The 13,543-nt window shown below is 66.7% G+C and carries 13 protein-coding genes; 3 read left to right on the top strand and 10 right to left on the bottom strand.

Translation table 11 applies throughout. From position 1 onward, the window contains the following. Positions 1-108 precede the first annotated feature (108 nt). Positions 109-1,593 carry an amino acid permease gene (locus VGH85_21915; GenBank protein HEY2176475.1) on the top strand — a complete coding sequence of 495 codons (1,485 nt, stop codon included), beginning with the start codon at positions 109-111 and terminating at the stop codon, positions 1,591-1,593. On the opposite strand, the gene VGH85_21910 is transcribed toward VGH85_21915, so the two are convergent. From VGH85_21910 to VGH85_21900, 3 genes are all read right to left on the bottom strand, one after another. Further along, positions 1,577-2,338, bottom strand: a complete 762-nt coding sequence (locus VGH85_21910; GenBank protein HEY2176474.1) for a DinB family protein — start codon at positions 2,336-2,338, stop codon at positions 1,577-1,579. The genes VGH85_21915 and VGH85_21910 overlap by 17 nt on opposite strands. 96 nt (positions 2,339-2,434) lie before the next feature. Further along, positions 2,435-3,670 carry a DUF6596 domain-containing protein gene (locus VGH85_21905; protein ID HEY2176473.1) on the bottom strand — a complete coding sequence of 412 codons (1,236 nt, stop codon included), beginning with the start codon at positions 3,668-3,670 and terminating at the stop codon, positions 2,435-2,437. Between the two features lie 2 nt (positions 3,671-3,672). After that, on the bottom strand, positions 3,673-4,005 hold the full coding sequence (locus tag VGH85_21900) for a YciI family protein (protein HEY2176472.1): 333 nt from the start codon (positions 4,003-4,005) through the stop codon (positions 3,673-3,675). Between the two features lie 466 nt (positions 4,006-4,471). Between VGH85_21900 and VGH85_21895 the strand changes: the two genes are divergently transcribed. Further along, complete coding sequence (locus tag VGH85_21895; GenBank protein ID HEY2176471.1) at positions 4,472-6,208, top strand: glycoside hydrolase family 76 protein; 1,737 nt, start codon at positions 4,472-4,474, stop codon at positions 6,206-6,208. Here the strand turns inward: VGH85_21895 and VGH85_21890 are convergent. From VGH85_21890 to VGH85_21860, 7 genes are all read right to left on the bottom strand, one after another. Continuing rightward, complete coding sequence (locus tag VGH85_21890) at positions 6,205-7,137, bottom strand: class I SAM-dependent methyltransferase (GenBank protein HEY2176470.1); 933 nt, start codon at positions 7,135-7,137, stop codon at positions 6,205-6,207. The genes VGH85_21895 and VGH85_21890 overlap by 4 nt on opposite strands. 88 nt (positions 7,138-7,225) lie before the next feature. After that, entirely contained in the window at positions 7,226-8,029 is an 804-nt protein-coding gene (locus VGH85_21885; GenBank protein HEY2176469.1) for a hypothetical protein, read from the bottom strand. Between the two features lie 72 nt (positions 8,030-8,101). After that, the gene (locus tag VGH85_21880) at positions 8,102-8,995 is read right to left on the bottom strand and encodes a phosphotransferase (protein HEY2176468.1); all 894 of its coding nucleotides are present in this window, start codon (positions 8,993-8,995) and stop codon (positions 8,102-8,104) included. A gap of 50 nt (positions 8,996-9,045) precedes the next feature. Further along, positions 9,046-9,549 carry a GNAT family N-acetyltransferase gene (locus VGH85_21875; protein HEY2176467.1) on the bottom strand — a complete coding sequence of 168 codons (504 nt, stop codon included), beginning with the start codon at positions 9,547-9,549 and terminating at the stop codon, positions 9,046-9,048. 61 nt (positions 9,550-9,610) lie between these two features. After that, entirely contained in the window at positions 9,611-10,024 is a 414-nt protein-coding gene (locus VGH85_21870) for a VOC family protein (protein ID HEY2176466.1), read from the bottom strand. Then, positions 10,021-10,608 (bottom strand): dihydrofolate reductase family protein, encoded by a 588-nt coding sequence (locus VGH85_21865; GenBank protein HEY2176465.1) that lies wholly within the window; start codon positions 10,606-10,608, stop codon positions 10,021-10,023. The genes VGH85_21870 and VGH85_21865 overlap by 4 nt, the downstream gene beginning before the upstream one ends. 197 nt (positions 10,609-10,805) lie before the next feature. Then, entirely contained in the window at positions 10,806-11,705 is a 900-nt protein-coding gene (locus VGH85_21860) for an aminoglycoside phosphotransferase family protein (protein ID HEY2176464.1), read from the bottom strand. A 1,045-nt stretch (positions 11,706-12,750) separates the two neighbouring features. Between VGH85_21860 and VGH85_21855 the strand changes: the two genes are divergently transcribed. Next, positions 12,751-13,543 (top strand): hypothetical protein (locus tag VGH85_21855; GenBank protein HEY2176463.1); only part of this gene is annotated, 793 nt, incomplete at its 3' end.

The following is a 13,543-nucleotide window of genomic DNA, read 5'->3' as shown; positions in this document are numbered from 1 at the left end:
GCCGGCCTCCGCCACTGATCACCTGACCGAACCTGCACCGTCGGCGGGGCTATCGATTACGCTCGGTAGTCAGACGGTTGCAGCAGGTGTCAGTCCAGGGGTGGCTAGGTGGCGAAAACGGCGACGAGCGAACAGGCCGACGTGGGCTCGGTCGAGCTGGGCGGCTATCAGCAGGAGCTGAAACGGACACTCGGCTCCTTTCAGGTGTTCGCCATCTCGTTCGCCTTCATCTCGGTGGCAGTCGGCATCTTCGCGACGTACGACGACGTGCTGCAAACCGGGGGTCCGGTCGCGGTCTGGCTCTGGGTTGTCGTGGCCATCGGGCAGGTCCTGGTGGCGCTGGTCTACGCGCAGTTCGCGGCCCGCATCCCCCTCAGCGGGTCCGCCTACCAATGGGCCTCGCGGCTGGCCACCCCGAAGATCGGTTGGGGGTTCGGTTGGCTGACCGTGTGTTATCTGGCCGTGGGCGTGGTGGCAGTCGACAACGCGCTCGCGAGCCAGGCATTCATGCCGCTGTTCGGCATGGCGCCGAATGAAGGCACCGCCCGGCTGATCACGCTCGCGGTGATGCTCCTTCAGGCGCTGATCGTCCTCGCCTCGACGCGCCTCGTCGCCATGATCAACTCGAGCGCGGTTGTGTTGGAATTCCTGATCGTCGTGGTGTTGGCGATCGCACTGATCGTCGCTGTGCTCGTCACGAACACCGGTGCAGCCGGGAACCTCGCTTCGCGCGGCGTCACCGCGCACGCCCCAGACTATTTCTCCGTCGGCGGCGGGTTGATGGGTGCGATGATCATGGGCCTCGCGACGCTCGTCGGCTTCGACGCCGCGGCGAACCTGGCTGAGGAAGCCAAGAACCCCCATCGGAGCGTCCCGCGCGCCATCGTCGGGTCGGTTGTGGCGGCGGCGTTGCTGGGACTCGTCTTCCTGATCGCGCTCACCGTCGCGATCAAAAACGTCCCTCGCGTCACCGCCAGCGACTCGGCGGTTGCGCTGATCATCCGCGATCAGCTCGGTCCGGTGGCGGAGAGAATTCTGCTGGTCGGGATCACGGTCGCGTTCTTCGGTGCCGGGATGGTGGTGATGGCTGCCTGCTCGCGGATCGTTTTCGCGATGTCCCGCGACTCCCGCTTCCCTGCCCACCGGCTGATGCGGCGGGTCAGTCCGCGCACGCAGACGCCGGTCCCGGCGACGATCTTGATCCTCGTCGTGGGTGTCGTCCTGATGGTTGCGCTGCCGGGTGCGGCGCTGTTGAAGCTCATCATCGCGTCGACGATCCTCCCGGCGATCATCTACGGCTCGACGATCTGCCTCTACCTGGTGGTACGCAAACGACTCGATCGCAAGAAGGGCGCGTTCAGCCTCGGGCGCTTCGAGTTGCCGGTCGCGATCTGCGCGCTGGTGTGGGTGACGGTCGCGTTGTTCGTGCTGGTGGTGCCCGGCGAGTCGCTCGTCCCGGACCTGATCGTGGTCGGCCTGGTCGTCGCGGGCGGGTTGTTCTTCCTCGGTCTGCTGAAATTCAACGGCGCGGCGCTGGAGTCCGAGCCCGGAGCCCCTACGCCCCAAGACGTAGAGCTCAGCGGGCAGCGGTAGTCGCCTCGATCGCGTCGAGGTCGCGCAGCGCGTAGCGCTGGTGCTCCCACTCCTCGTAGAGGATCACGTGCAGGCAGGAGAGGACGCTCTCCTCGTAGTCGGGGGCGTGCGGATTCCTGCGGGTCGCGGCGAGCGTCTCTGGCGTGACGGTGGCAAGGAAGTCGCGCATCATCGCGACGCGACCGGCCCGGACCTCGAGCACCTCGGCGTACGACGGAGTGACCGTCGTGAAGACCGACACGTCGTGGCCGTCGGCCGCGAAACCGGCGTCCGTCTGACCGATGGGGTGATACGGCTGTTCGATCTGCAGGACCGCTCCGCGCAGCCACGCGTCCGTGGCGAGGACCAGGTGCCGCAGCGTCTGCGCGAACGACCACTCGCCGTGCACCGAAATGTCGACCGTGCCGGCCGGCATCGCCGCGACGCGCTCGAGCGTGGCCGCCCATGTGTGCTCGAGCGCGGCCCAGGCCGCGCGCAGGCCGTCCGGATCCGCGGCGCGCCGGTCGGTGCGGCCGGGAAAGCGGCGGTTGAGTTCTGCATCGACGAGCGGGACCACGTCGACGCCGTTGACGCGCAAGGAGTTCCCGTCTTCGAAGAGCCACGGTGCGTCGATGTCCGCCCCGGACACCTCGACGGCGCGCATCACGACGCCGGACAGGTCGGTTTGGACGAACCGGGCACCACGCAGGTCCGCCCCGACGAACTCCGCTGCCTGCAGTTCGTCGGACTTGGTGAAGGTTGCCATGACGTCTCCTCGTGGCCGCAACGGCGATCGAACGTGATGCACATCAATACCAACGACCGCCGACCAAGACAGGGCGATCACGCGGCGTGGCGGGTACTACCCGAGCTGGTCGCGGCGGCGGGTCAGGTAGGCGGTCTCGGCGGTGTTGCCTGCCAGCTCGATGGCTCGGTCGTACGCCGCCCGGGACTCCTGACTGCGGCCCAGCCGGCGCAGCAGGTCGGCGCGGGTTGCGTGGTAGGCGTGATAGCCGGCCAACTGGTCGTCAAGTCGGTCGACGGCCGCCAGTGCCACGTCGGGGCCGTCGAGCTCAGCGACCGCGACGGCCCGGTTGAGGGCGATGATCGGCGAGCGGTCGAGCCGGACGAGCTGGTCGTAGAGGGCGAGGATCTGCGACCAGTCGGTGTCGCGCATGTCGCGGGCGGAGGTGTGCACGGCGTTGACCGCCGCGAGGATCTGGTAGCGGCCCGGAGGCACCCCGGCGGCGGCAGCGGCGAGGCGTTCGCGCACCAGCCGGTGACCCTCGGCGATCAGCGTCGCGTCCCAGGCGCCGCGGTCCTGCTCGGCCAGGGGGACCAGGTCGCCGCCGGCCGAGACCCGGGCGCGGCGGCGGGCCTCCGTGAGGAGCATCAGCGCCAGCAGCCCGGCCACCTCCCCGTCATCCGGCAGGAGGGCGCGGAGCAGGCGAGTGAGCCGGATCGCCTCGGCGGTCAGGTCGTGGCGTAGGGGTTCGGAGTCGGCGCCGGTGGCCAGGTAGCCCTCGTTGAAGACGAGGAAGAGGACGGCGAGCACGCCGGAGACGCGGGCCGGGAGATCGGCCGCATCCGGGACCCGATAGGGGATTCGAGCCGCCGTGATCTTCGCCTTCGCGCGGGTGATCCGCCGGCCCATCGCGGTCTCCTGCACGAGGAAGGAGCGGGCGATCTCGGGCACGGTCAGCCCGCCGACCATGCGCAGCGTCAGCGCCACGCGGGTCTCCATCGCCAGGGCCGGGTGACAGCAGGTGAAGATCAGCCGGAGCCGGTCGTCGTCGATGACGCCGAGAGGCCCGGGCGGGTCGTCGTCGTACACCATCCGAGCCTCCCGCTGCTTGTCGTCGCGCTTGTTCTCCCGCCGAATCCGGTCGATGGCCTTGTTGTTGGCGGTGGTGGTCAGCCAGGCGCCGGGGTTCGGGGGTACGCCGTCGGCCGGCCACCGCTCGACGGCGGTCGCGAACGCCTCGGCCGCCGCCTCCTCCGCTATGTCGAGGTCACCGAAACGCCGGGCCAGTGCGGCGACCAGCCGGGCCCACTCCTCGTGGTGGGCCCGGGCGATCGCCTCCCGCACGTCGATCACGCTCACGCGATGCCCTGGAACGGGCGCACCTCGACCTTCCCGTCGCAGACCTTCGACCCCTCGGCCGCGAGCTTGAGCGCTACGTCGAGATCGGGGGCCTCGATGATCCAGAAGCCGACGATGTACTCCTTCGTCTCGAGGAAGGGGCCGTCGGTGAGCACCGCTTCGTCACCCCGGTTGTCGATGACGGTGGCCGCGCTGGGCGCCTCGAGGCCGCCGGCGAAGATCCAGTTGCCGGTGGCCCTGAGTCGGTCGTTGTACGCGCCGATGGCAGCCATGTCGGCCGGTCCGGGGGAGCCGATCTTGTCGTCGATCACGGAAACCAAGTAGTGCATTCGGATCATCTCCTGTGGTCTGGAGGCGCCCCTCTGGGCGGCCGCTCACCCCTTCTACGAATACCGCAGCCCCGATGCGACGCAGTCTCCCTGATTTCTTTCACGGACGGCGAGCTGCGCCGTGGGACGGCCGCAACCGAGTCTTGACGGAAACGAGACGGAGCCCTACCTTTCGCCGCAATGACAACGGTGTCGCATCCGAGTGTCATACGTGCCCTCCCGTTGCGGGGTCGTCGCCTGGGGCGACGACATCTGGACAGCACGTGTACCCGCGCCGGTTCGAAGGAGACACGTGTCCGCGTCAAGGATGTCCGCAAGGCGCCCTCTGCAGGCCATTCTGGTGGTTATCGTCGCTGCCACGACGGTTCTTGCGTCCGCAATCTCGGGAGCTGCGACGTCGTCGCCTGGCTCTTCCAACAGCGGTGCGACGAACCTGGCTAGGGCGCGGGTCGCTGCCGATGTGCTGATGCAGTCCTACGACCCGGCGAAGGCGTGGTGGCCATCAAGCTGGTGGAATTCCGCGGTCGCCATGCAGACCATCGGGGACTACATGCAACGCACCGGTGACCGGCGTTTCGTCCCCGAGATGGACAACACCTTCGAGAAGGACAAGGGCGTGTTCCCGCCGGGCGTGCTTTCCGGCGACCCGCTGCTCGGCAACTTCACCAGCCGCGCCATCGATGACACGGAGTGGTGGGGACTGACCTGGGTCGAGGCGTATGACCTCACCGGCAACCACAAGTACCTCGACATGGCGGTGAAGATCGCGACGTACGCCGACGGCTACTGGGACCCGTCCACCTGCGGTGGCGGTGTCTGGTGGAATGCCGAGAAGACCTACAAGAACGCTGTCACCAACGGCCTGTTCATCCGGCTCACGGCGGAGCTGCACAACCGGATCCCGGGCGACACGACGTGGCTTTCCCGAGCGAAGCAGGCATGGACCTGGTTCACCGCCAGCGGCATGATTAATTCCTCCGGGCTGGTGAACGACGGCCTCACCGACACCTGCCAGAGCAACGGCCAGACCGTGTGGAGCTACAACCAGGGACTCGCGATCGGCGCCGGTCTGGAACTGTGGCGCGCCACGCATGATCCGTCCGTTCTTCGCACGGCGCGTCGCCTCGCCGACGCGGCGATCACCGCCCCGGAACTGGTGTCCAACGGCATACTCACCGAGTCGTGCGACGCCCTCGACCAGACCTGCGACGACAACGGCAAGCAGTTCAAGGGCATATTCATGCGCTACATGATGGACGCGGCCGACACCACGAACGACCCACATTACGTGGCATTCGTACAGAAACAGGCGACGAGCATCTGGACCAACGACCGTGACGCGGCAGACAAGCTCGGCGAGCGCTGGTCCGGCCAGGATGGTGCAGAGCACCCGAACGTGCGTGATTGGCGGACCCAGGCAAGCGCACTCAGTTCGTTGATTGCGACCGTCCCGCGTCCCGCACCGCAGCAATCGCTGTCGGCGACGATGTCCCCGGCGCAGCCCGTCGTGATGCCGGCCACGAGCGGTACGACGCACCTGACCGTGGATCTGGGCGTCATGGCCACGGCGCCGACAGGCAGACCGCTGGGCGTTCACATCGCTACGTCGGCGCCAGCCGGTTGGTCCGTCGCGCCCACGCAACAGACGATCACACTGCATCCGCACGGCAACGCCGATCCGGTGCAAGGGACCGTGCCGCTGAGCGTGACGCTGCCTGCGACCGCCGCAGACGGGCACTATGCGGTCACGGCGACCGCCACCGCGGCACCGGGCCTGCGCTTCGATGCCACGGCCGACATCCTGATAGCACACACGATCGACTTCGACACCGGCACCGCGGCCGAGTCACCGTGGCTCTGGGACGCGGACAGTTCGCAGAGCAACGGTGTCCAGAACCGGTTCGCCGACGGCAACAGCTACTTCATCTACCGGTTCCCGTTCCCCTCGGATACCACGTCGGCGCAGGTGACCCTGACGATCGACAACGAGTTCCTGGTCCAGGCCAGCCCTGACGGAAAGAACTGGACCACTGTGCTCACCGAGACCCAGGAGATCCGCGACAGTTCGAACAAGGCCGACCGCACGGTCGACCTCACGCCGTTCCTCGGTCCGGATAAGGCCGCGTACGTGCGGGTGGCCGACAGCTTCCCGCAGGACGGCTGGGGCGGGCGCGTCTACCACGTCTCGGCGACGTACAACTAACCCTTCAGCTCCCAGTAGCCATATTCGACAGTGCCGATGTTCGGCGATGTGAAACCCGGTCCGACCTTGTGAGCCAGCACCTCGAGGCCTGCGGCGCCAATGGCTGCTTCGACTTCGGCGTCTTCCCGCAGCCGCATGGTGATCTCCACAAGGGGAACGGGGTGGAGGCTGATCTCCCGACGCGGCGCTGGGGACTCTGCCCGTGGCACCGTCAGCAGGAGCCGGCCTTCGGGCTTGGTCGCCGCGGCGAGGTTCCGGGCTACCTGGGTGAGGTCCGAGCAGAACTCCAGACACCCGAGCGCCACGGTCACGTCCGCAAGCGGCCATTCCGTCGGAAAAGGCTGGTGGTAATCGTGGATGACGAAGCTGCCGGCGGGGCGGGCGCGGGCGGCCAGGCGGACCATCTCCGGTGAGACGTCACAGCCGATGACATGCACCGGCGGCGGGAGGCCCGCGACGAGGTGACCGGGCCCGCAGCCGACGTCAAGGACGGTGAAGCCATCGCGGGTCACCTCCTTCAGCCAGTCTCGGGCGCGGCGCCAGTAGTGGGCCTGGTGAGCGCCGACCTGTTCATAGGTCTCAGCCACACGGTCGTACAGCAGTCGGATACGGTCCGACTCGACCTCATCCTCGGCCGGACTCTCTCTCAGGGCGACCAGCCCGATCTTCCCGCCGCTCTCCTGGTTGATCGAGACGACCCCGCACAGGACCCGGGCACCCTGCTGCAACTCCAAGCGAAGCACGGAGTCCTCGCGCTGGTTCACAGCGCCGGTGAGTTCCCGAACCGTCGTTCCGAACGCGAGCAGGCCCGAAGCGAGGTCCGGGGTCAGCCCGCCTCTTCGGCTGAGATCGACGTGGATGTCGGCAGCTGCGGTGGGTTCGAGATGGTCCTGGATCTCCTCGGCGGACGGCTTGGCTCGCAGGTCCATCAGCCACCGGAGCTGTCGTCCTGCCGCTGTGCGCGGGATAAGGGCAGGATCCATGGGGCAAGCTAGCAGGGCGGGATGACGTCGGTGGTCATACCTTGAGGCGCATCACGACGAAGTGTCCCGGGTAGCGCGCGTCCTCGGAGGACCTGAGTTCGTCGATGCCGGTCACCTCGAAGCCGACCTTCTCGAACATCGACATCGTCCCCATGTGTCCGACCGTCCGGCTCGTGGTGAGGCAGCCGTCGACCCGGCCGATCCCGGGGATCTCCTTGGTCGGCCAGTTGTCCCGGATGTAGTTGATCACCTCCGGCGAGCGCCAGCCGTACGTCCTACGCAGCTTCCGCACCATTGGGTCGTCGTGCGGGAAGGCCATCGGCGTCGCCTCGATCCACCCGCCGCCGCGTTTCTTGATCGCCGCGACCGCGGCGGCCAATGCCGTGCCGGCCACGCCCCGTCGGCGGTAGTCCATCCGGGTGGTGAAACACGTGATGCGCCACTGCGCGGACGGATCGCGGGCGGACAACTTCGCCGGGGTTGTGTCGTCGCGGTTCACCGGCACCTCATCCGCCCGGCCGAAGTGACACCAGCCGACCGGGTCGGCGTCGTCGTAGACGAGGATCCCGTGCGCTTTCCGTTGCCCAACGAGTTCCCGCACCGCATCGAGCTCGCGCTCGCGCATCAGGGCCTGATGGGGGAAGTGCTTCTGAGACCGGTCGGGAGCACCGAGCAGCCGTGCCCGCTCTTTTGCGGTTTGGGCGACGGGCGTCAGGTGCCGACCGAAGAAGTAGAGCGTGCAGGCACAGCCATGGACCTGGGAGAAGAACTGTTCGAAGTCAGAAAACGTACGCAGCGACAGTTCGCGCGTCGAGAACCTGACCGCCTTCGACGCCACCACATCACCTCCGTGGGCACCATATTGCCGAAGCATGGCACGTGGAATGAACAGCCGCGATCCAGCTCCGAGCTAGACCGAATCCAGTCCGTAGCGATCGAGTGCGGCTCGAAGCTGGTTGAGTGCCTCGATTCTCCAGTAGTCCCGGTTCGGGTACTGGTCGTCTCGGTACCAGCGCATCGTCGTGACGCCCGCCCACATGAGGATGCGGAACAGGTGAACGATTTCTTGGTCGGCCCCCGGATAGTGGTCTGCGACTTCTTCGGGGACATAGGCGAGGTCGTACTCGATGGGACCACGTTGGCATGTCCCGAGGTCGATGAAGAGTGGCCCTCTCTTGGTGTTCAGGACGTTGCCTGGATGCGGCTCACCGTGCAACAGCTGCTCGCCGGAGCCCAAACCATTGATCGCCGCGCGCACACGCCGGAATGTGTCGCTGAGTAGTTCGCGGTCACGATCACGAAGTTCTGGAGTCCGGTCTCGGTCGCCGGCCCCCTCTGCCCAACCAGCGACCCGAGCGGTGATGTGTGGTGCCGGCACCTCGATTTGACGCAGGCCCTCATGGAGCCGGAGGAGTGCGTGCGCATAGTCCGCCGGTGCGAGGTCTGAGGACATGCCGAGCTGCTCGTGTGCCACGCCGCCGCGCTGTTTTACGACGACCGGCTCGTAGTAGGTCCACAGCGTGATGGCGAAGGTCTCACGCACATGGACGCCGGGGTCCACACGAGGATCGAGCTCACCCACCGGGCTATCGGTTTCGCCGAGTCGGCGCGCAACCTCTGCTTCGAACTCCATGCCCGCTTCCCACGATGACAGTGCTACCCGAGCAAGCACGTCGCAGGGAATCAGGCGTACGGCGATGCGGTCCGAGTTATGAACGACGACGGCATCGGCGACGTGAAGGCCGAGTTCCGAGGCCGTTGCCGCAGCGGCATCGACCGCGCGCCGGACTTCGGATGGCTCCATGGCCTTCCTCGTCCTCCCAATCGTCTCGGCTTAATGCCGTCGTGCAGGTGTCAGAGCTCGCGCGTGCACCAGACGGTGTCGCCGAAGTCGTCCGTGGTGGTGCGGTCGGTGCGCTCGAAGCCCACCTTTTCCAGGACGTGGAACGAGGCGTCGTTCCACGATCGGACGGTCGCCCAGAGTCGACGGCGTCCAGTACCTGCTGCCGCGTGAACAATGGCGCGGGCGGCTTCGGTGGCGTACCCGTTGCCCTGGTTCATGTGCAGCAGTTCGTATGCCAGCTCAGGCTCGGCCAGGCTCGCGCGCCCGGCTGTTAGTCCGCAGTATCCGGCGAAGCGGTCGGCGATCCGGACGACGAGTAGCCCGATCCCGGTGTCGGTGTGTGAAGCTTGCAGACGCAGGATCGTTTCGCGCAGGTCGTCGCGAGTTGGTCGCCCACCGCGTGGCGCCGCTGCGGTCCGGGGATCGCGTTCATGCACGAGCGTTTGGTAGTCGTCGATGTCGTCATCTCGCCACGCGTCCAGGTGCAGGCGAGGTGTCGTTAGCTCTGTCGGCATTGGGCACCAAGCGCTCATTACCGGGACACTAATACCCACGGCCCGGTTGCCGACATCGCGATCAGGTCCAGTCGGCCCGGGTAAGCCCGTCGGGGTGTCCGGGCGGCCACTGCACCAACTCGATCCGGTAGCCGTCGGGATCGGTCACGAACGCGGTGCGCGGGCCGTCGGCGCCGCCCGGCTCTTCGATCGGGCCGGGCCGCAGACCCGCTCGCGAGAGCAACTCGACCGTCCCGACGAGGTCGTCCACCTGTACGGGGAGATGGCTGAATCCGGTGCCGAGATCGACCGGCTTGTCGGTCGGCCGGTGCACCAACTCCAACGACACGAACTCCTCGGTCGGGAACATGAGCATCGTGAGACTCGCGCCGCCGTCGAGGTCGACCCGGCCGACCACTTCGTACCCGAGCGTCTCGTAGAATCCGAGCGAGGCGGCCAGGTCGGTGACACGGTAGGCCGCGTGCAGCGTCTTCATGCGCCGGACCGTACCCGGTAGCGCAGGTGCATCACCCGCTGCGCGAGCGGCAGGTCCGGGGTGTTCAGGCAGCGGACGAGCTCAAGCTCGACGCGGTCGGGCGGCAGGTTGTCGAAGAGCCGCCGACCCTGACCGAGCAGCACGGGTACGACATGCAGTTCCAGTTCGTCGACCTGCCCGGCCTGCAGCAGCGCCTGTCCCGCGCCGGCGCCGTGCACCATCGCGGCACCGTCGCCGGCCGCTTCCCGGGCCCGCGAAGCGCAGGCGAGCACGTCGGTGACGTAGTGGACGCTGCCCGGCGGCGGATCGTCCGGCACGTTGTGGGTGAGTACGAAGATCGGCACGCCGTCGTGGTGATCGCCGTTCCACCGTCCGGCGTGCTCGTAGGTCCGGCGCCCCGAGATCACCGCCCGGGTCGCGTTCCCCTCGGCGGTCACTTCGCCGCTCGGCCCGGGGTCGTTGCGCCGGTCGAGCCAGTTGAACAGCCGGAACCCGTCGACACCCATCGGGGTGTCGACGCTGTCCCGCGGACCGGTGACGTAGCCGTCGAGCGAGATCGTCATGTCCAGCCTGATCGTGCTCATCGCGGGCCCGGTCCGCTGACGAGCTCGATGTCGATGGCGATCTCTGCAGCCAGGGTGGAGGTCTCGATGGTGGCGGTCATCGTATGGATTCCTTTCGTACCGGCTTGTTGTCCTTACGATGCAAGATCATCGCCCGCCGGTCCATCCCAACTCTCTGGGGTGGAGCCCGCCGCGTCCCATCTGACAGACGGGGCAAGTCAGCCGGTCTGCGTAAGGCGATCCGCTTCGGCAAGAAGGAGGTTGCCGAAGGGCTGGAAGCCGATTCTCACGCTGTTCAGTCCGCCGATCACGCGATGGACGGTTCCCCACTCCCATATTGCGGTGGCGTCGACGCCAGTTCGAGCGGCCAGACGTTCCGTTCTCACCCATAAGTCGTCGCCGTTGTCGGGGGTGCAACGCACGATAGTCCCGAGGTCACATGCGGGTTCCGCCCTTAGGCCGTCGGGATCTATCAGCTTGAAGGTGCCATCTTCTGTCTGGAGTGCGTTCGCTTCATGAACGTCGCCATGCACGAGCACCGACGTTCGACGGTGGTAAGCGCGCTCGCGGCGACCGGCACATTCGACGGCGTCGTCGATCGTCGCTGCCGAACATGGTCGTTCCAGCTCCTCCCAGCGCTGCGGTATGAGGTGCTGCATCCGATGTGCTAGGTCGGCGCCGGTCGGCAAGTCGATGTCGTCGTCGAGCGGGCGCCAGAGTTGCGCGACGATGTCGCACAGCATGTCGTGTTGCGAGCGATGGTCCAAGATCACGTCGTACATCGCCGGCCCGAGCCTCTCAAGCAGAAGTGCGTCTCGGGTGAGGTCGCGGCGGATCAGGCGTGCGCAGCTCTTCCCCGCAGCGAGATCGAGCACGGTCGCTTCGAAGCCGAGCTGGCGTCGATATCCGGGAACCCCGACCTTGAGAACGGACGGGGCCCCGTCGGCAAGCGTGGCTTCGACGACCAACGCAGCGTGTCCCCCGCGCATCGTTGCGCCGATCGTCAGCGACCAGTCCTGGGCCAAGGAGTCTAGGACCGACGGCAGACCGTCGAGCCACGCCGCGTGCCCGTCGGCAAGCGCCCTGCTTCGGACTTCATCGGGAACGTCGAGTGTCATCCGATTCCTCGTACCTAAGACTCGGACGCGCGATGCGATTTGCTCTATCAGCACGCGGAGCATATCGGGCCACGCGAAGCCCGACGCTGCAAGAGGGGTCGCGAATCTCGTTCCTCGAGCGCTAAGCGATTCGTGTTTCTGCAGAAGACGTCGTGGCTGCGCTACAACGAGCTGTCGACCGGTGAACAGCGGCTGGGTCCGCCCAAGTCGCTGACTACCAGGACCCCGTCAGGCGGGCAAATCCTCTCCGGCAGCGCCAGCCGGCCAAGAACGCGGCCGCAGCCAGCATCGCCGTCACCCCGCCCCACGGCCACGGGCTGCGCGGCCGCGTGGCCACCTGGCGCCGGGCTCCGGACTCATACACGGGCAAGACTGCCATGTGCGAGTCACCTCCTTCAGACCGCGGCGAGGCGGGAAGTCCTCGACCGCCGTCATCAAAGGTGGCGATGAAGAAGTTCTCAGCGACGTCGATCCGACACTATCCCCGTGGGCTGGTTGATGTGCGGTCTTCCGCTGATCGTTACGGCACTCTGACGAGGCTGGGCTCTTATGGGTGGAGCGGGTGACGGGAATCGAACCCGCACTATCAGCTTGGGAATCCGGCACGAGCCACCGGCCTCCGCCTGGCGCGGGCAGTCGCCGGTGGTTATGAGTGACCTCATATGACCCCCGTGAGTTGCACGCGGACTGCACGATCGGTTCCGGTCACCCTGACAACGCCACTGTCAGGGTGGCACGACGCGTCTGGTCGCTGCCTTCAACTGCCGACGATGAACGACGGTTTAGGAATCGGGGCCGGCGCTTTTCGGACCCGCAAGGATCGAGCCGAGATAGCGCTTGACCTGCGGTTATTACGCTGGGTAGATGTCACTAGTGAGGGTTGTTTCTTGTTCTCGTGTGCCCCCAGTGTGCCCCGAGCGGGCTACGAGCCGCCGTGATGGCGTCGCCGGTTACGAGACCCAATCGGCGTCCGAGGCACCCGTTGCAGGTGCAACACGGCGGGACCGGACATGATCAGCTCGTCCCAGCCTGAAATGATCCCGGTATGGCCAACCACCACTTCGGGAAGTTCGCCGACGTCTGGAAACATCTCGCCCTGGTCGAGGTTCTGGCGCTAGAACGTCCTTCGCGCTACGCCGAAACACACTCTGGATCGGGAGCGAACGCCATGCTCGACGATCCAGAGCGCCGCTTCGGCGTGCTCCGATTCCTCGATGTCGCGGACGCTACAGCGAGCCTCGGGCAATCCCGCTACCGCGCGCTGTTGAACCAGTTCGAGGATGCCCACAGCTTCTATCCGGGCTCGGCCCTGCTGGCAATGGCGCAGCTCGGCTGCAGCGCCAGCTACCTTCTCTGCGACCTTGACCCCGTTAGCGCCGGGGACCTTCGCGCATGGTCCGCGCGGTTGGGCATTACGACGTGCGAGGTGGCACAAGCAGACGGCATGATGACAGTTCTGGGCTGGCTGGATGACAGCACTGGCGCAGCGACAGACAGTCATGTCATCGTCCATGTCGACCCGTTCGATCCGCATTCCCGTCTGGCCGATGGCCTGTCCGCTCTCGACTTTGCCGCCCGGCTGGCCGACCAGGGCTACGGCCTTGTGTACTGGTACGGCTACAGCTCGCCGGACGAGGCATCCTGGGCGTACTACACCCTCAGCGAGACGACTCAAGGTTCCTTGTGGTGTGGGGACATGATGCTCGTTGACGAGACCGGCGCGGGCAGGCCCGGCGACCTCGGACGAGCTACCACGCCCGGCACTGGTTGTGGGATCGTCCTGGCCAATGTCTCTGAGGACACCCGGGCAACCTGCCTAGCAGTGGGCGAGGCTCTCG

This window comes from Mycobacteriales bacterium (assembly GCA_036497565.1).
Taxonomy (GTDB): Bacteria; Actinomycetota; Actinomycetes; order Mycobacteriales; family QHCD01; genus DASXJE01.
The sequence above is the reverse complement of the archived record's forward strand: the minus strand, read 5'-3'. Positions and strand labels throughout refer to the sequence as shown.

Coding starts and splice junctions, on each gene's coding strand:
- VGH85_21875 (HEY2176467.1), bottom strand. CDS start 9,549: ATGCCGACAGAGCTAACGACACCTCGCCTGCACCTGGACGCGTGGCGA.
- VGH85_21895 (HEY2176471.1), top strand. CDS start 4,472: ATGCAGTCCTACGACCCGGCGAAGGCGTGGTGGCCATCAAGCTGGTGG.
- VGH85_21890 (HEY2176470.1), bottom strand. CDS start 7,137: ATGGACCTGCGAGCCAAGCCGTCCGCCGAGGAGATCCAGGACCATCTC.
- VGH85_21860 (HEY2176464.1), bottom strand. CDS start 11,705: ATGACACTCGACGTTCCCGATGAAGTCCGAAGCAGGGCGCTTGCCGAC.
- VGH85_21865 (HEY2176465.1), bottom strand. CDS start 10,608: ATGAGCACGATCAGGCTGGACATGACGATCTCGCTCGACGGCTACGTC.
- VGH85_21910 (HEY2176474.1), bottom strand. CDS start 2,338: ATGGCAACCTTCACCAAGTCCGACGAACTGCAGGCAGCGGAGTTCGTC.
- VGH85_21870 (HEY2176466.1), bottom strand. CDS start 10,024: ATGAAGACGCTGCACGCGGCCTACCGTGTCACCGACCTGGCCGCCTCG.
- VGH85_21900 (HEY2176472.1), bottom strand. CDS start 4,005: ATGCACTACTTGGTTTCCGTGATCGACGACAAGATCGGCTCCCCCGGA.
- VGH85_21880 (HEY2176468.1), bottom strand. CDS start 8,995: ATGGAGCCATCCGAAGTCCGGCGCGCGGTCGATGCCGCTGCGGCAACG.